Below are 18,444 nucleotides of genomic sequence, written 5' to 3' on the forward strand. Positions count from 1 at the left end.
ACCAGTGAAATGCGTATCAGGTTTTTAGGAGCGCTGTAATGCCTGACATCTATCACTTCTTCCAACAGCTGGTTAACGGCTTGAACGTTGGCAGCATGTATGCCCTGATCGCCATCGGCTACACGATGGTCTACGGCATCATTGGAATGATCAACTTCGCCCACGGCGAGGTGTACATGATCGGTTCCTACGTGGCGTTCATCGCCATCGCCGGGCTGACCATGATGGGACTCGAAAGCGTCCCGCTGTTGATGACCGTGGCGTTCATCGCCAGCATCGTCGTCACCAGCTCCTACGGATACAGCATCGAACGCATTGCCTACCGCCCGTTGCGCGGCAGCAACCGTCTGATCCCGCTGATTTCCGCGATCGGTATGTCGATCTTCCTGCAGAACACGGTTCTGCTGGCGCAAGACTCCAAGGACAAAGCAATCCCCAACCTGATTCCGGGCAACTTCGCCTTCGGCCCAGGTGGCGCACATGAAGTGCTGATTTCCTACATGCAAATCGTGGTGTTCGTGGTGACCCTGATCGCCATGCTCGGCCTCACGCTGTTCATCTCCCGCTCTCGCCTGGGCCGCGCCTGCCGCGCCTGCGCCGAAGACATCAAGATGGCCAACCTGCTGGGCATCAACACCAACAACATCATCGCCCTGACCTTCGTCATCGGTGCTGCGCTGGCGGCCGTCGCGGCCGTGCTGCTGAGCATGCAATACGGCGTGATCAACCCGAACGCCGGTTTCCTCGTCGGCCTCAAGGCCTTCACCGCCGCAGTGCTGGGCGGGATCGGCAGCATCCCCGGCGCCATGCTCGGCGGGCTGGTGCTCGGGGTGGCGGAAGCCTTTGGCGCCGATATCTTCGGCGACCAATACAAGGACGTCGTGGCTTTCGGCTTGTTGGTTCTGGTGCTGTTGTTCCGTCCGACCGGCATTCTGGGCCGTCCGGAGGTTGAGAAAGTATGACTAGGAATCTTAAACAGGCGTTGTTCAGCGCCTTGCTGGTCTGGGCCGTGGCCTATCCGGTACTGGGCCTGAAACTGACTATCGTCGGCACCAATCTGGAAGTACACAACACCAGCCCGGCCATTCTGGCGACCATCGCCATCTGCTCGGTGCTGATGTTTCTGCGGGTGCTGTTCAACCAGCAGATCAGCAAGGCGTGGCGTTCGTCGCCGGGCATGCCGCTGATCCCGGCCAAGGCCAGCAACTTCCTGACCCTGCCGACCACCCAGCGCTACTTCATCATCGCGCTGATCATCGGTGCGCTGGTGTGGCCGTTCTTCGGCTCCCGCGGCGCAGTGGATATCGCGACGCTGATCCTGATCTACGTGATGCTCGGCCTGGGCCTGAACATCGTGGTCGGCCTCGCCGGTCTGCTCGATCTGGGTTACGTCGGCTTCTACGCCGTCGGCGCCTACAGCTACGCGCTGCTGTCGCACTACTACGGCCTGAGCTTCTGGATCTGCCTGCCGATTGCCGGCCTGATGGCGGCGACGTTCGGCTTCCTGCTCGGCTTCCCGGTGTTGCGTCTGCGCGGCGACTACCTGGCGATCGTGACCCTCGGTTTCGGGGAAATCATCCGCCTGTTCCTGCGTAACCTGACCGACATCACCGGTGGTCCGAACGGGATCAGCAACATCGAGAAACCGACGTTCTTCGGCCTGACCTTCGAACGCAAGGCCGCGGAAGGCCTGCAAACCTTCCATGAGTATTTCGGCCTGGAATACAACTCGATCAACAAGGTGATTTTCCTCTACCTGGTTGCCCTGCTGCTGGCGCTGGCCGCACTGTTCATCATCAACCGCCTGCTGCGCATGCCGATCGGCCGTGCGTGGGAAGCGCTGCGTGAAGATGAAATCGCCTGCCGTGCGCTGGGTCTCAACCCGACCGTGATCAAGCTCTCGGCGTTCACCCTGGGTGCGAGCTTCGCCGGTTTCGCCGGCAGCTTCTTCGCCGCCCGTCAGGGTCTGGTGACGCCGGAGTCGTTCACCTTCATCGAGTCGGCGATCATCCTCGCCATCGTGGTGCTGGGAGGCATGGGCTCGCAGCTGGGCGTGATTCTCGCGGCCGTGGTGATGATCCTGCTGCCGGAAATGATGCGTGAGTTCAGTGAGTACCGCATGTTGATGTTCGGCGCCCTGATGGTGTTGATGATGATCTGGCGTCCACAAGGTCTGCTGCCGATGCAACGCCCACACATGGAGTTGCGCAAATGAGCCGCGAGATCCTTAAAGTCGAAAACTTGAGCATGCGCTTCGGCGGCTTGCTGGCGGTCAACGGCGTGGCCCTGACTGTCAAGGAAAAACAGGTGGTGGCGCTGATCGGGCCGAACGGCGCGGGCAAGACCACCGTGTTCAACTGCCTGACCGGCTTCTACCAGCCATCGGGGGGCAGCATCCTGCTGGACGGCGAGCCGATCCACGGCCTGCCGGGCCACAAGATTGCCCTCAAAGGCGTGGTGCGGACCTTCCAGAACGTGCGCCTGTTCAAGGACATGACGGCGGTCGAGAACCTGTTGATCGCCCAGCACCGTCACCTGAACACCAACTTCCTGTCCGGCCTGTTCAAGACCCCGGCGTTTCGCAAGAGCGAGCGCGAGGCCATGGAGTTCGCCGAGTACTGGCTGGAAAAGGTCAACCTGAAAGAGTTCGCCAACCGCCCCGCCGGCACCCTGGCCTACGGTCAGCAGCGTCGTCTGGAAATCGCCCGCTGCATGATGACCCGTCCGCGGATCCTCATGCTCGACGAACCGGCGGCCGGCCTGAACCCGAAGGAAACCGAAGACCTCAAGGCGCTGATCAGCGTGCTGCGTGAAGAGCACAATGTGACTGTGCTGCTGATCGAACACGACATGAAACTGGTCATGAGCATTTCCGACCACATCGTCGTGATCAACCAGGGCACGCCCCTGGCCAACGGCACGCCGGAAGAGATCCGCGACAATCCTGAAGTGATCAAAGCCTACCTGGGGGAAGCGTAAATGCTGCAGTTCGAAAACGTTTCCACCTTCTACGGCAAGATCCAGGCCCTGCACAGTGTCAACGTCGAAGTCCGCCAGGGCGAGATCGTGACCCTGATCGGCGCCAACGGTGCCGGCAAGTCCACGCTGCTGATGACGCTGTGCGGTTCGCCGCAGGCCCACAGCGGCAGCATCCGCTACATGGGTGAGGAACTGGTCGGCCAGGACTCGTCGCAGATCATGCGCAAGAGCATCGCCGTGGTGCCGGAAGGCCGTCGGGTGTTTGCCCGTCTGACCGTCGAAGAAAATCTGTCCATGGGCGGATTCTTCACCGACAAGGGCGACTATCAGGAACAGATGGACAAGGTTCTCGGACTTTTCCCACGCCTGAAAGAACGCTTCAACCAGCGCGGCGGCACCATGTCCGGCGGCGAACAGCAAATGCTCGCCATCGGCCGTGCGCTGATGAGCAAGCCGAAATTGCTGCTGCTCGACGAGCCGTCGCTGGGCCTGGCACCGATCATCATCCAGCAGATCTTCGACATCATCGAACAACTGCGCAAGGACGGTGTGACGGTGTTTCTGGTCGAGCAGAACGCCAACCAGGCGCTGAAAATCGCTGACCGTGCGTACGTTCTGGAGAACGGCCGGGTGGTGATGCAAGGCACCGGCGAAGCGCTGCTGACCGACCCGAAAGTGCGCGAGGCGTACCTCGGCGGTTGATGGATCGCTTCAAACAGAAAACGGCCTTCGGGCCGTTTTTTTTGTGCCCGGCAAAAAAACTTTTACCGATCGCTGTAACGCATCGCCAAGTCGTTTCTCTAGTGGGGCAAGCAAGCGCAATCGCTTGTTCAAACCCAAGTTCAAACCGGAGAAACATCATGACTGCTACCACCCGCACCCTGTCCGCCACTGCCCTGGTTCTGGCCCTCGGTTCTGCTCTGAGCATCGCTGCCGTCTCTACCGCCCACGCTGCTGACGACAACATGGAAAAATGCTTCGGCGTGGCCATGAAAGGCAAGAACGATTGCGCCGCAGGCGCAGGCACCACCTGTGCCGGCACCGCGAAAATGGATCATCAGGCCAACGCCTGGAAGCTGGTTCCGAAAGGCACCTGCACCACCACCGAAAGCAAAACCTCGCCGACCGGTTTCGGTCAGCTCGAAGCGTTCAAAGCCAAGTCCTGATCCGGGAGCCGCCCGAGTGTCGATCATGATCACATCCTGCGACCATGCCTTGCGCCGCACTCGGGCAGCCCTCACCGGGCTCCCGTCCCGTGCCGGGCTGGGGCTCAAGAGCGAGCACTTCAGCGAAGTGCTCGATTCACGTCCGGACATCGGTTTTTTCGAAGTCCACGCCGAAAACTACATGGTGGCCGGCGGCCCGTTTCATCATTTTCTGGGCTTGATTCGCGACGCGTATCCGCTGTCGTTGCATGGCGTCGGGCTGTCCATCGGTGCCGAAGGCGCGCTGGATGTCCAGCACCTCAAACGCCTGTCAGCGCTGATCGAGCGCTATCAACCCCACTCTTTTTCCGAACACCTGGCCTGGTCGAGCCATGGCCCGGTGTTTCTCAATGATTTACTGCCCCTGGCGTACGACACGCCGACGCTGAATCGCGTCTGCGATCACATCGACCAGGTGCAGAACACCCTCAAACGCCCGATGCTGCTGGAGAACCCGGCAACCTATCTGGCCTTCCAGCGCTCGACGATCGACGAAGCGGAATTCATCCGTGAGGTCATCCGGCGCACTGGCTGTGGTCTGTTGCTGGACGTGAACAACGTCTACGTCTCGTGCATCAACCATCAGCGCGCCCCCCTGGCTTATCTCGACGCACTGCCGCTGCACGCGGTGGGCGAGATTCATCTGGCGGGGTTTGCTGAAGACTCCGACAGCCTCGGTGATCGCTTGCTGATCGATGATCACGGCGCACCGATCGATCAAGCCGTCTGGTCGTTGTATCGAAAAGCGCTGGAACGTGTCGGCCCGGTGGCGACGCTGATCGAACGGGACAATCAGGTGCCGGCCTTCAACATGCTGTTGGCGGAAGCGCAGCAGGCCGATGAGCTACTGCTGTGCGCGGGAGGTCGGCCATGAGCACTCAAGCCGCATTCAGCGCAGCGTTGCTCGATATCGACCTGCCCTGCCCCGACGGTTTGTGCAGCGCCAACGGCGCCGATCCGGCCAGCCGTTTCGCGGTGTATCGCAACAATGTTCAGAGCTCGTTGATCAACGCACTGGCCGACAGTTATCCCGTGGTGGTGCAGTTGGTGGGGGACGAATTCTTTCGGGCCATGGCCGGAGTTTTTGTGCAAAGCCATCCGCCACACAGTCCGTTAATGAGCGATTACGGCAGTGAGCTGGCGGACTTCATCAGCAAGTTCGGACCTGCCGCGAGCGTTCCCTATCTGGCCGATGTCGCGCGGCTCGAACGCTTGCGCACGCAGGCCTACCACGTTGCCGATGTGTTACCCCTCAGTCAGGACCTGATCGCTGCTGTATTTGCAGATGTCGATGCACTCAACGAACTGCGTATCGGCCTGCACCCTTCGCTGCATCTGCTCGATTCAAGCTTCGCCGTGGTGGACGTCTGGGCCGCGCATCAGCACGACGCGACGCTGGCCGGGATCGATCTGCACCACGCCCAACACGCTTTGATCCTGCGCAACGGACTGGAGGTCGAGGTGTTCGCCATGGATAGCGGCGCCAGCCAGTTCATTCGCCAGCTCAAGGCCGGCCACTCACTCACGCAGGCGCTGGAATCCGCCGAGGCCTTCGACCTCAGCCAGACCCTCGCCCTGCTGATCAGTCGCCAAGTCATCACTCATTTCCATCCAAAGGTGTCGTCATGAACAGCCTCATTGTCCGCGCCATCGCGCTGCTGGAAAAAATTCCCCACAGTCTGATCGCTTTCATCGCGCGTTTTTCCATCGCAGCGGTGTTCTGGAAATCCGGGCAGACCAAGATCGAAGGCCTGGCCGTCGACCTGATCGATGGCACCTTCGAGTTCGGCTGGCCGCGTCTGGCGGACTCGACGATTCCACTGTTCAAGAGCGAATACCACGTGCCCCTGCTGGCGCCGGAAATCGCCGCACATCTGGCCGCGTTTGCCGAGCATTTCTTCCCTGTCCTGATCCTGATTGGCTTCGCCACGCGTTTTTCGGCACTGGCATTGCTGGGCATGACCCTGACCATTCAGCTGTTCGTGTATCCGGATGCGTACCCGACCCACGGCACCTGGATGGCGGTGTTGCTGTACCTGATGGCGACCGGGCCAGGCAAACTGTCGATCGATCACCTGATCGCCAGGCACTACAACCGGTCCAGCGCCTCGCCGCTGAGCTTGAACCAGCCGATCAGGTAATCTGCCAGCACCTGGGTGCGTTTCGGTAGACCGCCCTGATACGGGTGCACCAGATACATCGGCATGCGTCGGGTCTGAAAATCGCGAAGGAGCCAGCGCAATCGGCCGTCAGCCAATTCCGCCTGCAACAGGTAGGACGGCAGGCGAGCGATCCCGGCGCCGGCCAATGCGGCTTTCTTCAACAGGTTATAGTGATTGCTGGCGAACGGCCCCGACACCCGCACCCGCAGCAGTTCGTGCTGCTGGTGATAGAGCCATTCCTCGCGACCGCTGTAATGACTGTTGAGCAGGCAACGGTGCTCGGCCAGCGCCTGCGGCGTCAGCGGTTCGCCAAAGCGCTCCAGATATTCAGGACTGGCGCAGGTCATTTCCTGCCAGGCCAGCAGCGGCTTGGCCACCAGTCGCTCGTCATTGGCCACCTCGGTGCGGATCGCCAGATCGAAACTGTCGCGAGACAGGTCGCGGTAGCTGTTATTCAGCTCCAGTTCGATCTGTACCTCGGGGTATTTCTGCGAGAAATCCAGCAGCAGACCGTCGAAGAAGGTTTCCCCCAGCGACACCGGAACCGTCATACGCACCGGGCCGGCCATGTCGTCCTTCAATCGCGCCAATGCCTGACGCGCTCGCTCCACCTGGACGACAAGCGCCTGAGCCTGTGGCAACAACGCCGCACCGGCCGCCGTCAGGCTCAGCCGACGCGTGGTGCGTTGCAGCAACACCACGGAAAACCGCGCCTCCAACTGACTGATGCGCTTGGACAACTGCCCCTTGCTGCACCCCAATTGCTGCGCCGCCAAGGTAAAACTGCCGGCTTCGATCAACACCGCGAACGCCGCCAGATCATCCATCTCGCTCATGGATTGTTTCCATTTGAAAACCAAAGGTTGCCCATTAGTGCGCTTATCCGCAGAAAAAACCACTCTAGACTGAAACCTCGTTCAATCACTTGAGGCAATCACGATGAAAATTCTGTTGATCGGCGCGGGCGGCACCATCGGTTCGGCCGTGGACAAAGAGCTGTCGCAGCGTCATGAAGTCATTCGTATCGGCCGCAGCAGCGGCGATTTCCAGGTGGATATCAGCGACAGCGCATCGATCCGCAAGCTGTTCGAACAGACCGGCAAGTTCGACGCGCTGGTCTGCGCCGCCGGCAACGTGACCTTCGCCCCGCTGGGTGAAATGACCGAAGACAGCTTCGCCCTCGGCCTCAAAGACAAGTTGATGGGCCAGGTCAATCTGCTGCTGATCGGCCGCGAATTCGCCAACGACGGCGCATCGTTCACCTTCACCACCGGCGTGCTCAGCCACGATCCGATCCGCAGCGGCGTCTCGGCTGCACTGGTCAACGGCGCGCTGGACAGCTTCGTCCGCGCAGCGGCCATCGAACTGCCACGCGGCCTGCGCGTGAATTCGATCAGCCCGACCGTGCTGGTGGAAGCCATGGGCAGCTATGCCCCGTACTTCCGTGGCTACAAGCCGGTTCCTGCGGCGGATGTGGCATTGGCCTACGCCAAAAGTGTCGAAGGCTTGCAGACAGGTCAGACATTTCACGTGGGCTAAACCCTTGTGATGAACGGTCAGCCTGCGTAACGTGGCGGCACTTGTCTGGAGAGCCAAAGATGCGTGTTGCCCGTTCCCTGATCGTTGTTGCCCTGCTCCCGTTGTTTGCCGCGTGCCAGTTGTTCGATGGTGCGCGGGAAAGCGCCTCCCACGTCGGCCAGACGCGGATGCAGGGGCAACTGACCGCTACCGACGGCAAACTGGTGTTCCAGGCCTGCGGCGAGCAGCGCCAGTACGTGGTCAATGACGTCGGCGGCACCAGCGTCCTGCAAGAGGCCGCCACCCTGGCCGATCAACAGGGCAAGCTGTTCGCCGACGTGCGCGGGAAGATCGCCGGCGATCGCCTCGACCTGACCCAGCTCTATCGCGTCGAACGCTCCGGCACCGCCTGCGACGACCCCAACTTCAAACAGCTGATCCTGCGCGCCGCCGGTCATGGCCCGGAATGGAACGTCAAGGTCAGCGGCAAGGGCCTGGTCATCGACCGCGAAGGCCAGCCACCGCTCGCCGTGCCTTACGTCGAAGAGCAACTGGGCGACGGTCGTTTCAACCTCAGCAGCGAAGCCAACAACCAGCGCATCGAGTTGTGGGTCGCGCCGCAGCGTTGCGTCGACAGCAGCACCGGCAGCGTGCAGCACATGAGCGCCGAGTTGCGTATCGACGGCCAGGTACAGCGCGGTTGCGGGTATTTCGGCGGTTCGCGTAACGACTGATCGTTTTACCCTCACGGGATCCGGCCGTTGCGGCTTATAATCGCCGCCTTCAAACGCCCTGGCGCAGTTGTGCGCCCCGCGAACCGGATCCTGTCATGTTACGAATCACCGAACTCAAGCTGCCGATCGACCATCCCGACGAAGACCTGCGCGCTGCCATCGTGCAACGCCTGGGCATTGCCAGCGATGACCTGCTCGATTTCACCTTGTTCAAGCGCAGCTACGATGCGCGCAAAAAGTCCTCCGAACTGTGCTTCATCTACACCATCGACCTCGAAGTGCGCGACGAGGCCAAAGTGCTGGGCAAGTTCGCCGACGACCGTAACGTCAACGTGGCGCCGGATGTCAGCTACAAATTCGTCGGTCAGGCACCAAGCGACCTGAACCAGCGCCCGATCGTGGTCGGTTTCGGCCCGTGCGGGATCTTCGCCGGCCTGCTGCTGGCACAGATGGGCTTCAAGCCGATCATCCTCGAACGCGGCACCGAAGTGCGCCAGCGCACCAAGGACACCTGGGGCCTGTGGCGCAAAAGCGTGCTCAACCCCGAGTCCAACGTGCAGTTCGGCGAAGGCGGCGCGGGCACGTTCTCCGACGGCAAGCTGTACAGCCAGATCAAGGACCCGAAATTCCTCGGCCGTAAAGTCCTGCACGAGTTCGTCAAGGCCGGCGCGCCGGAAGAAATCCTCTACGTCAGCAAACCGCACATCGGTACGTTCCGTCTGACCGGCATGGTCGAGACCATGCGCGAAGAAATCCGCGCCCTCGGCGGTGAAGTACGCTTTCAGGAACGCGTCACCGACGTGCTGATCGAGGACGGCCAACTGGTCGGCGTCGAACTGGCCAGCGGCGAAATCCTGCACTCCAGACACGTGATCCTGGCGCTGGGTCACAGTGCCCGCGACACCTTCCGCATGCTCCACAGCCGTGGCGTGTTCATGGAAGCCAAGCCGTTCTCGGTGGGTTTCCGCATCGAGCACCCGCAATCGCTGATCGACCGTGCGCGACTGGGCAAATACGCCGGCCACCCCAAGTTGGGCGCCGCCGACTACAAACTGGTGCACCACGCCAAGAACGGCCGCTCGGTCTACAGCTTCTGCATGTGCCCGGGCGGCACCGTGGTCGCGGCGACTTCCGAGCCGAACCGCGTGGTCACCAACGGCATGAGCCAGTACTCGCGTAACGAGCGCAACGCCAACTCCGGCATCGTCGTCGGCATCACCCCGGAAGTCGATTATCCGGGCGGCCCGCTGGCCGGGATCGAGTTGCAGGAACGTCTGGAGTCCCACGCCTTCATCCTCGGCGGCAGCGATTACAAGGCGCCGGCGCAACTGGTCGGCGACTTCATCGCCGGCACACCATCCACCGCGCTGGGCGAAGTCGAGCCGTCGTACAAGCCGGGTGTGGCATTGGGCGATCTGGCCCTGGCCTTGCCGGACTTCGCCATTGAAGCCATTCGGGAAGCCTTGCCGGCGTTCGAAAAGCAGATTCGCGGTTATTCGCTGCACGATGCGGTGCTGACCGGGATCGAGACGCGTACCTCGTCGCCGCTGCGCATCACCCGAAACGAGACGCTGCAGAGCATGAACGTCAAAGGTCTGTTCCCGGCCGGTGAAGGCGCGGGTTATGCGGGCGGGATTCTGTCGGCGGGTGTTGACGGGATTCGGATTGCTGAAGCGGTGGCGCGTGACATCCTCGGTCTGAAAGACTGATCCGCACCACCTGAAACACTGTAAAAACCTGTGGGAGCAAATTCGCTCCCACAGTCGTTTTCAGCGTCAGATATTGGCACGCAGAACCGAGGCCGGCAGCGCCTCACCCTGCTCGGCACTCGCTGCCACGGCCGCCATCAATCCATCCAGTTCATAGCCTTGCGCCTTGAGCCACGCCTGATCGTAATAGGTGTCCGCGTAACGCTCGCCACCATCGCACAGGATCGCCACGATCGAGCCCGACTCCCCCGCCGCTTTCATCTGCTGCGCCGCCATCAATGCGCCGATCAGGTTAGTGCCGCTCGACCCGCCAACATGCCGGCCCAGACGCTGCGCCAGGTAATGCATGGCCGCCAGCGACAAGGCGTCCGGCACCTTGACCATCGCATCGATTACCTTCGGCAGGAACGACGCTTCTACCCGCGGCCGGCCGATCCCTTCGATCCGCGAACCGTGGTCCAGACGCAGGCTGGCATCGCCGCTCTGGTAAAAGTCGAAGAACACCGAACGCTCGGCATCGGCGCACAGCACGCGAGTGCAGTGCTGGCGATAACGTACGTAACGCCCCAGGGTCGCCGTGGTACCACCGGTGCCGGGGCTGGAAATCAGCCAGGCCGGGCATGGATGCTGCTCATAGCGCATCTGCTGGAAGATCGACTCGGCGATGTTGTTGTTCGCCCGCCAGTCGGTGGCGCGCTCGGCGTAGGTGAACTGGTCGATGAAGTGACCGTCGTGCTCGCGGGCCAGGCGTTCGGATTCGGCGTAGATCTGGGTCGGATCATCTACCAGATGACTCTGGCCACCGTAGAAGGCGATCTGCGCAATCTTCTCCTTGGAGGTGGTCGCCGGCATCACCGCAATGAACGGCAGGCCGAGCATCCGTGCGAAGTACGCTTCGGAAATCGCCGTCGAACCGCTGGACGCCTCGATCACCGGCGCGCCGGGTTTGAGCCAGCCATTACACAAGGCGTAGAGAAACAGCGAACGGGCGAGCCGATGCTTGAGGCTGCCGGTCGGGTGGCTGGACTCGTCCTTGAAGTACAACTCGATGCCCGGAAAGCCCGGCAGCGGCAAGGGGATCAGGTGGGTGTCGGCGCTGCGCTGGAAGTCCGCTTCGATGATCCGGATGGCTTCGCGGGCCCACTGTCGGTTGTCGCTCATGGCTGTCGTTCTCGTTGAATCGGGCAGAGATGCCTTCACAGGCTCAGTCCCCAAGCTTAGGAAAAAACCTACAGCACCGACAGATACAGCTGAGCTTCAATCCCTTGGGCAACTGCTAGGCTCTCCTGCACGTTGGCCGGCGCCCTGTAACCATATATAACAAAAAAGAATATAACTTTTGTTTTAACAACTAACGGTACGGGTTAGGGTGTCCCACCTTTTGACTTTATCGATGGAGAGCGACCTTGCCTCTGCGTAGCACTTTCACGCGTTTCTTTCAGTTGGAAGCTGCCAGCGGTCTGTTACTGATCGCCGCGGCCATCCTGGCTCTAATCATCAACAACTCGCCGCTGTCGTGGTTGTACAACGGCCTGCTCGACACCCCGGTGGTGGCGCAGATCGGCGCGTTGAAAATCGCCAAGCCCCTGCTGCTGTGGATCAACGACGGCCTGATGGCACTGTTCTTTCTGCTGATCGGCCTGGAAGTGAAGCGCGAAGTGCTCGACGGCCAGTTGTCGAAACCGTCGCAGATTGTCCTGCCCGGCGCGGCGGCCATCGGCGGCATGCTGGTGCCGGCGCTGATCTACTGGTTCCTCAACCGTGACAATCCCGCAGCCCTGGATGGCTGGGCGATTCCGACCGCCACCGACATCGCCTTCGCCCTCGGCGTACTGGCCTTGCTCGGCAAGCGAGTGCCGGTATCGCTGAAGCTGTTCCTCATGACCCTGGCGATCATCGATGACCTCGGCGCCATCGTGATCATCGCGATCTTTTATTCCGGCGAACTCTCGACCCTGTCGCTGGGCCTTGCGGCGGCGTGCATTGCGGCGCTGGTGGCGATGAACCGGCTCGGTGTGGTCAAGCTCGGGCCGTACATGATCATCGGTTTGATCCTCTGGGTATGCGTGCTCAAGAGCGGTGTCCACGCGACGCTGGCCGGCGTGACCCTGGCGTTCTGCATCCCGCTGCGCACGAAAAACGCCGAGCCTTCGCCGCTGCTGACCCTAGAACACGCACTGCACCCGTGGGTCGCCTACGGCATCCTGCCACTGTTCGCCTTCGCCAACGCGGGTCTGTCGCTGAGCGGCGTGACTGTCGAGAGCTTCACCCACCACGTGCCGATGGGCATCGCCGTCGGCCTGCTGCTGGGCAAGACCCTCGGCGTGTTCGGCCTGACCTGGCTCGCCGTGAAGACCGGCATCGCCGCCTTGCCCCAGGGTGCCAATTGGGGCCAGGTGCTGGGCGTGGCGATCCTCTGTGGGATCGGCTTCACCATGAGCCTGTTTGTCGGCTCCCTCGCCTTCGTGCCGGGCGCCAGTGAATACGCCGGGATGGACCGGATGGGCATTCTCACCGGCTCGGTGTTTGCGGCATTGATCGGTTATGCGGTGACGGCGGCTGCGAGTAGAAAGAACACCGCGTTGCCTTCCTGATGCCGTAGCGAACAATCCCCACGTCTTTAGAGATACGTCCTACAGCCACGATTTTCCTGCTTCGTTAACGTCGTGCAGCCCCTTTCGAGGGGCTGCCGATGCATGAACGAAAGGACAATCAGTGGCTGTTCAAAAGGACATTCCCCGGGTTCCCAACCCACCGGCGGGCGACGGGCATCACGTTACCTACCGCTATCTGACGGCTACCGAACTGGCCGATCAGCAAGACCGACAAGACAAGTACGACGCCATGCTGGCGAGACAGGACGCCTTCGAACGCAGCCGTGAGGTCGCGGCGAACAAGCCTGAGCCGGTGCGCGCTGGCTGCGTGTTCGCCAAGTCGTGCAAGCTGCCGGACGCGATCATCGATTACTCGAATCCTTCGGGGATGGTGCCGACAGACAGTCTGAAGGATTACGGCGAGCTGATTTTGCTCGGCGGCCGTCAGGTCGATGACAGCGGCGGGGTTGAGCTCAAGAAAATCAGCAGCACGGCCATTCCTGCGGGGCTGGGCACTTTTGCCCTTGCCGGTGAGGGGTTCAAGGCATTGCCCGCGCTGGCATCTGCTGCAGTCATCAGCCCGTTGCTCGGTTTGGTGGCGATGTTCATGCCCTCGAACCTGGGCGATAGCGCTCTCTACACCGAGGACCAGTTACTCGCCCTCAAGCAGGCCCGAACCCGTGTGCGTCTGCGCGTTGAACAGCAGGCCGATGGGAACCTGAAGGGTTATGGCTTCTACACCGGCAAGAATCGCGATTGGGAGATGGTTGATGTTGTGCAGTTCGCTGCACGCGGTAACCGGTTTGTCGCAGACCTTGGTGAAGGTGTTGAGCTGGTCTGGACGCCTGCCGTGGACGGTTCCGACATCCTCGGTATTCCGGCACTGGAGGCTGCTCCGCAGGCGCCGCATATCTGGGTGTATCCGCCGACGAAAGCGGCGGACGGGATTCTGGTGAATCCGGTTTATCCGCCGGAGTATTGGGATTTCATATTGGTGTTTCCGGCGGAGTCCGGGGTTCGGCCGCTGTACATTGTTGTCAGCAAACCTGGAGACCATAAGTACTACGATGATCCCGAAACGCTTCCTGCGTTCCCCGACACTCAAAGGGTGAAGTCAAAGGCCTCAGTGCGAGGTGGTGGGAAAAAGAGAGCCCGCTGGCTTGATGGAAAAGGCCGGATATATGAATGGGACTCCAAAACCGGCGCTATAGAGCTGTACGACAAGCTGGGAATTCATTTGGGAGAATTCAATCATTTGACGGGAGAGCGAACAAAAAAAGCAAAGCCAGGCAGAACGACTCCCAGATAACTCACTAAAGAGAGAAAGATGCGCTATTTATCGATCACCGGATTTTTCCCGGATGAGAAGCAGGATGACTCGTTGCAATTCGAGCTCAAGGTAAAAGATTACGAACTGAGCCAAGCATTAGCGCAAATCACTGAATCCAAAACTCTTGAGGAAGTTGAACCAGGAGAGCTGGAGATGACTGAAAGTCAGGTCAGGCAGGCGTCAGAGCTTTTGAAAGTCGACTTTCCGAAAGGCCTGGAATATTTCATTGGCACTCGGGCGGGCTCGTAAACAACCAATAAAAAAACCCCGACCAGTCACCTGATCGGGGTTTTCCTTTACCGCGCGTTCGCGATTAGTGCGAAACGCGGCTGGTCCCGCCAACGGTGGAAATCCGTACCCGCTCACCCACACGGAACACTTCATTCTCCTGCACTTGCTGCACATAGGCGCGCATGCTGCCGTCGTCTTCGCGCACGGTGATTTCAACACCCTGAGTGCGAGTCAGGCCTTCTTCAGTGGCCGAACCGATCAGGCCGCCGGCCACGGCGCCGATAACGGCTGCCACGATGCTGCCTTTGCCGCCGCCGATGGCACTGCCGCCAACACCGCCAACCACTGCACCGGCAGCGCCGCCGATCGGGGTCTTGGTGCCTTCGATTTTCACCGGACGCAGGGATTCGATGGTGCCCATGCGAATCGTCTGCACGCGACGCGCTTCGTCACGGGAGTAGGAGTCACCGGTCAGGCTCGACTGGCAGCCGGTCAGCAACATCGCCATCGTGGAAAAGGAAGCAACCAGCAGAACAGACTTACGCATAGCATCAACTCCAAAGGACAGGTATTCATTAAACTCCGCAGCTTGACGCCTGTCACGGCGTCGCCCGGATAAAGTTGCTTTCATTCAGGCCCCGTACAGGCACCCGCGAACTCACCCAACAGTAGCGCCAAAATCCGTTTCCTGCGCCGCCGACCCAAGGATTTCCATGGATTACTTCATCATTGTCGTCACCACCGCCGCCGGTCTGTACTTCCACTGGTGGCTGTATGTGCGGATCAAACGCTGGATGGATCGCGACCTGGCCCTGTCACTGGCCGGCAAGGATGAAGGCAAACGCGCCTTCATGCTCGAACGGCTGAAGCAGGCTCAGGCGCAGAAGATCAAGCGCCGGGACCTGCCGAAGTGGCTCGAAGCCGCTGCGGCAGGCTATCCCGCTCGGTAGACTGCTCAAGGTGCCAGACGTTCAAGAATCCAGTCGGCGCCCTGCACTCGGTAGTTGAGGCGATCGTGCAGGCGGCTCGCCCGGCCCTGCCAGAATTCCACGCGCTCGGGGAGCAGGCGGTAGCCACCCCAGTGTTCCGGGCAGTGAGGCTGAGTGTCGGTGAAGCGTTGCTCGGTCGCCTTGAGCAAATCTTCCAGCTCACCCCGGCCGTTGATCACCCGGCTCTGCGGTGAAGCCCAGGCGCCAAGTCGGCTGCCCAGCGGTCGCACCTGATAATAAGCGTCGGACTCTTCGGGTGTGACCTTCACCACCCGACCTTCGATGCGCACCTGGCGCTCAAGGGTCGGCCAGAAGAACGTCATGGCGGCGAACGGGTTCGCCGCCAGATGCTGGCCCTTGGCACTTTCGTAGTTGGTGAAGAAGGTGAAGCCCTGCTCGTCCAGCCCCTTGAGCAGCAGAATGCGGCAATGCGGCCGGCCGTCCGCATCCACCGTGGCCAGGGTCATGGCGTTGGCTTCCACCGGCGCCTGCTCGGTTTTGACCGCTTCGGCAAACCACTGGTGAAACAACGCAAAGGGCTCCGCCGGGGCTTGCGCCTCGGTCAGGCCATCCCGGGTGTAATCACGACGCATATCTGCCAGAGACTGGGTCACGGCGCATTCCTTTTCGTTAGCGGATCACTTTTTGGTGGTATCGGTCGCAGCGACTTTCTTGTCGGTTGCGGCAGCTTTGGCGGGTGCAGTCTTTTTCGCCGGGGCCTTTTTCGCTGGAGCCTTGGCGGCGGCTTTCTTGGCCGGGGCCTTTTTGGTGGCCGGTACAGCGGCTTTCTTCGCCGCCGGCGCCGGGGTCACCGGTTTGGCGGCAGGCTTGACGTCCTGGGCAGCGACCATGGTCACTGGCTTCGGTGCTGGCATGTTGTATTTGCTCAGCAGCGCGACCATGGTGTTCTGCGGGGTCACCAGCAGTTCGACACGGCGGTTCAGGGCACGGCCTTCAACGCTGTCGTTGGCAGCACGCGGTGCTTCGGAACCCATGCCGCGCAGCATCAGGCGATCACGTTGCAGACCGCTCAGGCGGAAGATCGCCGCCACAGCCTGGGCGCGTTCCTGGCTCAGCTTGATGTTGGCCGGAGCGGCACCGGTGGTGTCACTGTGACCGAGCACCAGTACGGCGGTTTTCGGGTCGGCTTCGAGGATTTTCGCCACACGGGTGAACGGACCGAGGGTCACTGGCAGCAGCATGGCCGGGCGATCCGGGTTGAACGAGCCTTCCACCGGCGCCGTCACGACCAGCACGTTTTCACGGCGTTCGAGTTGCAGGTTGCTGTCCTTGATCGCAGTGCGCAGGCGCGGTTCGTAGTCATCCAGCCACGCTTGGGTCACTTTCGGATCGGGCATCGGCACGACTTTGGCCGTGTCCTGCTCCTTGCCGCCAAACGGCCACCACCATTTGCCACCCTTGTCGGCCTCGGCCTTGGCGACTTCGACCGGTTTTGCTTCGGGCTTGGCTTCAGCTTTCACTTCTGGCTTGGCTGCCGCCGAGTCGTCCGAGCCAAACGGCCAGTACCACGGACTGCTGCTCTCAGCCTTGGCCACCGGCGCGGTGGCGGCCGGCTTCAACGGTGCAGGCGCCGGAACCGGCTCCTTGGCTGCGACTTTGTCGGAAGAACCGAACGGCCACCAGCTGCCGCCATCGGCGTCATTCTTCGGAGTCTGTGCACAACCGGTGATTGCAAAACACAGGGCCAGGGCGAGAGTTTGTTTGGACGACATTGGAAACCCACAAAAAGAATTAGTGAACAATCAGAGGACTTTCGCCCGGATAAACAGACGCTTTGAAACGAAATTCGCCATGAGGTTCCGGCCCTGGAACCTCGGACGATGCTTTACAGACAAGTGGCAAGTACCCGCGCCAGCTTCTGCGCGCGCGGATCCATCAAGACGTACGGCCCCAGGGTATTTGTCACAAATCCGAAGGCCACATCGTGCTCCGGATCAGCAAAACCGATGGAACCACCCGCACCCGGATGCCCGAATGCACGCGGGCCGAGGCCGTAAGTGGCATTCGGCACGTCGGGTTGATCAAGCATGCAACCGAGACCGAAACGGGTGCGGGTCAGCAAGGTCTTGTCCTCGCCGAGGCTGTGTTCGCGGGTCAGTTCTTCGAGCATTTCGCTTTCCAGGAGGCTGCCGTCGAGCAGACCGGCGTAAAACCCGGCCAGACTGCGCGCATTGCCGTGGCCGTTGGCCGCCGGTTGCTGCATGCGGCGCCATTCCGGCTTGTTGGTGCTGGTGAGCACCGACGGCGGATTGGTGAAGGCCCGAGTGGTCATCGCTGTTGGTTCGCGCATGGTGACTTGCAGCAGGCGCTGGGCGGCGGCGTCGCCAGTGTTGCCTTTGCCACGGGCAATGTGCGCCACGCGATGGAATTCTTCGTCGGCCAGACCGACATGAAAATCCAGCCCCAAAGGTTTGGCGACCCGCGCGACGATCGACTCCCCCGGTCCACGACCGTCGGCGCGCCGCAGCAATTCGCCGATCAGCCAGCCGTAGGTGATCGCGGCATAGCCGTGACCGGTGCCCGGCGTCCACCACGGTGCTTCGGCCGCGAGGGCGTCGACCATGGTCTGCCAGTCGTACAGTGCTTCAGGCGCGAGCAATTCGCGCAGGGCCGGCAGACCGGCCTGATGGCTAAGCAGTTGGCGCAGGGTGACGGATTCCTTGCCGGCGGCGGCGAATTCCGGCCAGTAACGGGCAACCGGCGCATCGAGCTGCAACTTGCCTTCGGCAACCAGTTGCAGCGCGGTGACGGCGGTGAAAGTCTTGGTGCAGGAGAACAGGTTGGCGATGGTGTCGCTGTGCCAGGCCTCGGCGCCGTCCTTGTCGGCGGTGCCGGACCAGAGGTCGAGGACGGTTTCGCCGCCGACCCGGATGCACAACGCGGCGCCGCGTTCCTGGGGATCGTCGAACAGTGCAGCGAAGGCTTCGCGCACCGCTTCGAATTGAAGCTCGTAATGTCCCTGAATCTGCACC

21 protein-coding genes are annotated in these 18,444 nt (G+C 61.3%); 15 read left to right on the plus strand and 6 right to left on the minus strand.

What is annotated here, in order from left to right; genetic code table 11:
- Positions 1–38: 38 nt before the first annotated feature.
- The 8 genes from livH (at position 39) to JKA62_RS05835 (ending at position 6,325) form a co-directional block, all read left to right on the plus strand.
- Positions 39–962: a high-affinity branched-chain amino acid ABC transporter permease LivH gene (livH, locus tag JKA62_RS05800; protein ID WP_007959165.1), complete on the plus strand. Its 924-nt coding sequence runs from the start codon at positions 39–41 to the stop codon at positions 960–962.
- Positions 959–2,215, plus strand: a complete 1,257-nt coding sequence (locus JKA62_RS05805) for a high-affinity branched-chain amino acid ABC transporter permease LivM (protein ID WP_011332801.1) — start codon at positions 959–961, stop codon at positions 2,213–2,215. The genes livH and JKA62_RS05805 overlap by 4 nt, the downstream gene beginning before the upstream one ends.
- Positions 2,212–2,979 (plus strand): high-affinity branched-chain amino acid ABC transporter ATP-binding protein LivG, encoded by a 768-nt coding sequence (gene livG, locus JKA62_RS05810; protein WP_011332800.1) that lies wholly within the window; start codon positions 2,212–2,214, stop codon positions 2,977–2,979. The genes JKA62_RS05805 and livG overlap by 4 nt, the downstream gene beginning before the upstream one ends.
- Positions 2,980–3,681: an ABC transporter ATP-binding protein gene (locus JKA62_RS05815; protein ID WP_003222380.1), complete on the plus strand. Its 702-nt coding sequence runs from the start codon at positions 2,980–2,982 to the stop codon at positions 3,679–3,681. It abuts the gene before it with no gap.
- 158 nt (positions 3,682–3,839) lie between these two features.
- Positions 3,840–4,145, plus strand: coding sequence for a BufA1 family periplasmic bufferin-type metallophore (locus JKA62_RS05820; protein ID WP_011332799.1), 306 nt, complete (start codon positions 3,840–3,842; stop codon positions 4,143–4,145).
- Between the two features lie 25 nt (positions 4,146–4,170).
- Positions 4,171–5,058, plus strand: coding sequence for an MNIO family bufferin maturase (gene bufB / locus JKA62_RS05825; RefSeq protein WP_041475510.1), 888 nt, complete (start codon positions 4,171–4,173; stop codon positions 5,056–5,058).
- Positions 5,055–5,813, plus strand: a complete 759-nt coding sequence (locus tag JKA62_RS05830) for an HvfC/BufC N-terminal domain-containing protein (RefSeq protein WP_011332797.1) — start codon at positions 5,055–5,057, stop codon at positions 5,811–5,813. The genes bufB and JKA62_RS05830 overlap by 4 nt, the downstream gene beginning before the upstream one ends.
- Entirely contained in the window at positions 5,810–6,325 is a 516-nt protein-coding gene (locus tag JKA62_RS05835) for a DoxX family protein (protein WP_011332796.1), read from the plus strand. The genes JKA62_RS05830 and JKA62_RS05835 overlap by 4 nt, the downstream gene beginning before the upstream one ends.
- On the opposite strand, the gene JKA62_RS05840 is transcribed toward JKA62_RS05835, so the two are convergent.
- Entirely contained in the window at positions 6,274–7,182 is a 909-nt protein-coding gene (locus JKA62_RS05840) for a LysR family transcriptional regulator (RefSeq protein ID WP_041475158.1), read from the minus strand. The genes JKA62_RS05835 and JKA62_RS05840 overlap by 52 nt on opposite strands.
- A gap of 103 nt (positions 7,183–7,285) precedes the next feature.
- Here JKA62_RS05840 and JKA62_RS05845 point away from each other — a divergent pair, with 103 nt between their 5' ends.
- From JKA62_RS05845 to JKA62_RS05855, 3 genes are all read left to right on the plus strand, one after another.
- Positions 7,286–7,885 (plus strand): short chain dehydrogenase, encoded by a 600-nt coding sequence (locus tag JKA62_RS05845; protein WP_011332794.1) that lies wholly within the window; start codon positions 7,286–7,288, stop codon positions 7,883–7,885.
- 59 nt (positions 7,886–7,944) lie between these two features.
- Positions 7,945–8,598 carry a COG3650 family protein gene (locus JKA62_RS05850; RefSeq protein WP_011332793.1) on the plus strand — a complete coding sequence of 218 codons (654 nt, stop codon included), beginning with the start codon at positions 7,945–7,947 and terminating at the stop codon, positions 8,596–8,598.
- A gap of 95 nt (positions 8,599–8,693) precedes the next feature.
- On the plus strand, positions 8,694–10,307 hold the full coding sequence (locus JKA62_RS05855) for an NAD(P)/FAD-dependent oxidoreductase (RefSeq protein ID WP_011332792.1): 1,614 nt from the start codon (positions 8,694–8,696) through the stop codon (positions 10,305–10,307).
- A 66-nt stretch (positions 10,308–10,373) separates the two neighbouring features.
- On the opposite strand, the gene JKA62_RS05860 is transcribed toward JKA62_RS05855, so the two are convergent.
- Positions 10,374–11,468, minus strand: a complete 1,095-nt coding sequence (locus tag JKA62_RS05860) for a PLP-dependent cysteine synthase family protein (RefSeq protein WP_074691413.1) — start codon at positions 11,466–11,468, stop codon at positions 10,374–10,376.
- A 245-nt stretch (positions 11,469–11,713) separates the two neighbouring features.
- Between JKA62_RS05860 and nhaA the strand changes: the two genes are divergently transcribed.
- The 3 genes from nhaA to JKA62_RS05875 all read left to right on the plus strand — a co-directional run bounded on the left by nhaA (position 11,714) and on the right by JKA62_RS05875 (position 14,480).
- Positions 11,714–12,901: a Na+/H+ antiporter NhaA gene (nhaA, locus tag JKA62_RS05865; RefSeq protein ID WP_011332790.1), complete on the plus strand. Its 1,188-nt coding sequence runs from the start codon at positions 11,714–11,716 to the stop codon at positions 12,899–12,901.
- Between the two features lie 121 nt (positions 12,902–13,022).
- Entirely contained in the window at positions 13,023–14,210 is a 1,188-nt protein-coding gene (locus JKA62_RS05870) for an S-type pyocin domain-containing protein (RefSeq protein ID WP_201816773.1), read from the plus strand.
- A gap of 18 nt (positions 14,211–14,228) precedes the next feature.
- A complete protein-coding gene (locus tag JKA62_RS05875; RefSeq protein ID WP_011332788.1) occupies positions 14,229–14,480 on the plus strand; it encodes a pyocin S6 family toxin immunity protein in 252 nt (83 codons plus the stop codon).
- A 64-nt stretch (positions 14,481–14,544) separates the two neighbouring features.
- On the opposite strand, the gene JKA62_RS05880 is transcribed toward JKA62_RS05875, so the two are convergent.
- Positions 14,545–15,009, minus strand: a complete 465-nt coding sequence (locus JKA62_RS05880) for a glycine zipper 2TM domain-containing protein (RefSeq protein WP_007969461.1) — start codon at positions 15,007–15,009, stop codon at positions 14,545–14,547.
- Positions 15,010–15,175: 166 nt separating this feature from the next.
- On the opposite strand from JKA62_RS05880, the gene JKA62_RS05885 reads away from it, so the two are divergent.
- Positions 15,176–15,412: a hypothetical protein gene (locus tag JKA62_RS05885; RefSeq protein ID WP_007959143.1), complete on the plus strand. Its 237-nt coding sequence runs from the start codon at positions 15,176–15,178 to the stop codon at positions 15,410–15,412.
- A 5-nt stretch (positions 15,413–15,417) separates the two neighbouring features.
- On the opposite strand, the gene pdxH is transcribed toward JKA62_RS05885, so the two are convergent.
- From pdxH to JKA62_RS05900, 3 genes are all read right to left on the minus strand, one after another.
- Positions 15,418–16,065, minus strand: coding sequence for a pyridoxamine 5'-phosphate oxidase (gene pdxH / locus JKA62_RS05890; protein WP_011332787.1), 648 nt, complete (start codon positions 16,063–16,065; stop codon positions 15,418–15,420).
- A gap of 24 nt (positions 16,066–16,089) precedes the next feature.
- Entirely contained in the window at positions 16,090–17,184 is a 1,095-nt protein-coding gene (locus JKA62_RS05895) for an OmpA family protein (protein ID WP_201816776.1), read from the minus strand.
- A gap of 113 nt (positions 17,185–17,297) precedes the next feature.
- The gene (locus tag JKA62_RS05900) at positions 17,298–18,443 is read right to left on the minus strand and encodes a serine hydrolase domain-containing protein (RefSeq protein ID WP_201816778.1); all 1,146 of its coding nucleotides are present in this window, start codon (positions 18,441–18,443) and stop codon (positions 17,298–17,300) included.
- Position 18,444: the final 1 nt, after the last annotated feature.

Origin of the sequence: Pseudomonas sp. B7 (assembly GCF_016735645.1) — a bacterium.
GTDB lineage: Bacteria > Pseudomonadota > Gammaproteobacteria > Pseudomonadales > Pseudomonadaceae > Aquipseudomonas > Aquipseudomonas glycinae.

Bases quoted from the DNA above. Each gene is read 5' to 3' on its own strand.
- JKA62_RS05830 (WP_011332797.1), top strand. From the start codon at position 5,055: ATGAGCACTCAAGCCGCATTCAGCGCAGCGTTGCTCGATATCGACCTG.
- JKA62_RS05885 (WP_007959143.1), top strand. From the start codon at position 15,176: ATGGATTACTTCATCATTGTCGTCACCACCGCCGCCGGTCTGTACTTC.
- JKA62_RS05875 (WP_011332788.1), top strand. From the start codon at position 14,229: ATGCGCTATTTATCGATCACCGGATTTTTCCCGGATGAGAAGCAGGAT.
- JKA62_RS05855 (WP_011332792.1), top strand. From the start codon at position 8,694: ATGTTACGAATCACCGAACTCAAGCTGCCGATCGACCATCCCGACGAA.
- JKA62_RS05845 (WP_011332794.1), top strand. From the start codon at position 7,286: ATGAAAATTCTGTTGATCGGCGCGGGCGGCACCATCGGTTCGGCCGTG.
- JKA62_RS05820 (WP_011332799.1), top strand. From the start codon at position 3,840: ATGACTGCTACCACCCGCACCCTGTCCGCCACTGCCCTGGTTCTGGCC.
- JKA62_RS05860 (WP_074691413.1), bottom strand. From the start codon at position 11,468: ATGAGCGACAACCGACAGTGGGCCCGCGAAGCCATCCGGATCATCGAA.
- JKA62_RS05895 (WP_201816776.1), bottom strand. From the start codon at position 17,184: ATGTCGTCCAAACAAACTCTCGCCCTGGCCCTGTGTTTTGCAATCACC.
- JKA62_RS05805 (WP_011332801.1), top strand. From the start codon at position 959: ATGACTAGGAATCTTAAACAGGCGTTGTTCAGCGCCTTGCTGGTCTGG.
- JKA62_RS05880 (WP_007969461.1), bottom strand. From the start codon at position 15,009: ATGCGTAAGTCTGTTCTGCTGGTTGCTTCCTTTTCCACGATGGCGATG.
- JKA62_RS05835 (WP_011332796.1), top strand. From the start codon at position 5,810: ATGAACAGCCTCATTGTCCGCGCCATCGCGCTGCTGGAAAAAATTCCC.
- livH (WP_007959165.1), top strand. From the start codon at position 39: ATGCCTGACATCTATCACTTCTTCCAACAGCTGGTTAACGGCTTGAAC.
- bufB (WP_041475510.1), top strand. From the start codon at position 4,171: ATGATCACATCCTGCGACCATGCCTTGCGCCGCACTCGGGCAGCCCTC.
- JKA62_RS05850 (WP_011332793.1), top strand. From the start codon at position 7,945: ATGCGTGTTGCCCGTTCCCTGATCGTTGTTGCCCTGCTCCCGTTGTTT.
- JKA62_RS05815 (WP_003222380.1), top strand. From the start codon at position 2,980: ATGCTGCAGTTCGAAAACGTTTCCACCTTCTACGGCAAGATCCAGGCC.
- livG (WP_011332800.1), top strand. From the start codon at position 2,212: ATGAGCCGCGAGATCCTTAAAGTCGAAAACTTGAGCATGCGCTTCGGC.
- JKA62_RS05840 (WP_041475158.1), bottom strand. From the start codon at position 7,182: ATGAGCGAGATGGATGATCTGGCGGCGTTCGCGGTGTTGATCGAAGCC.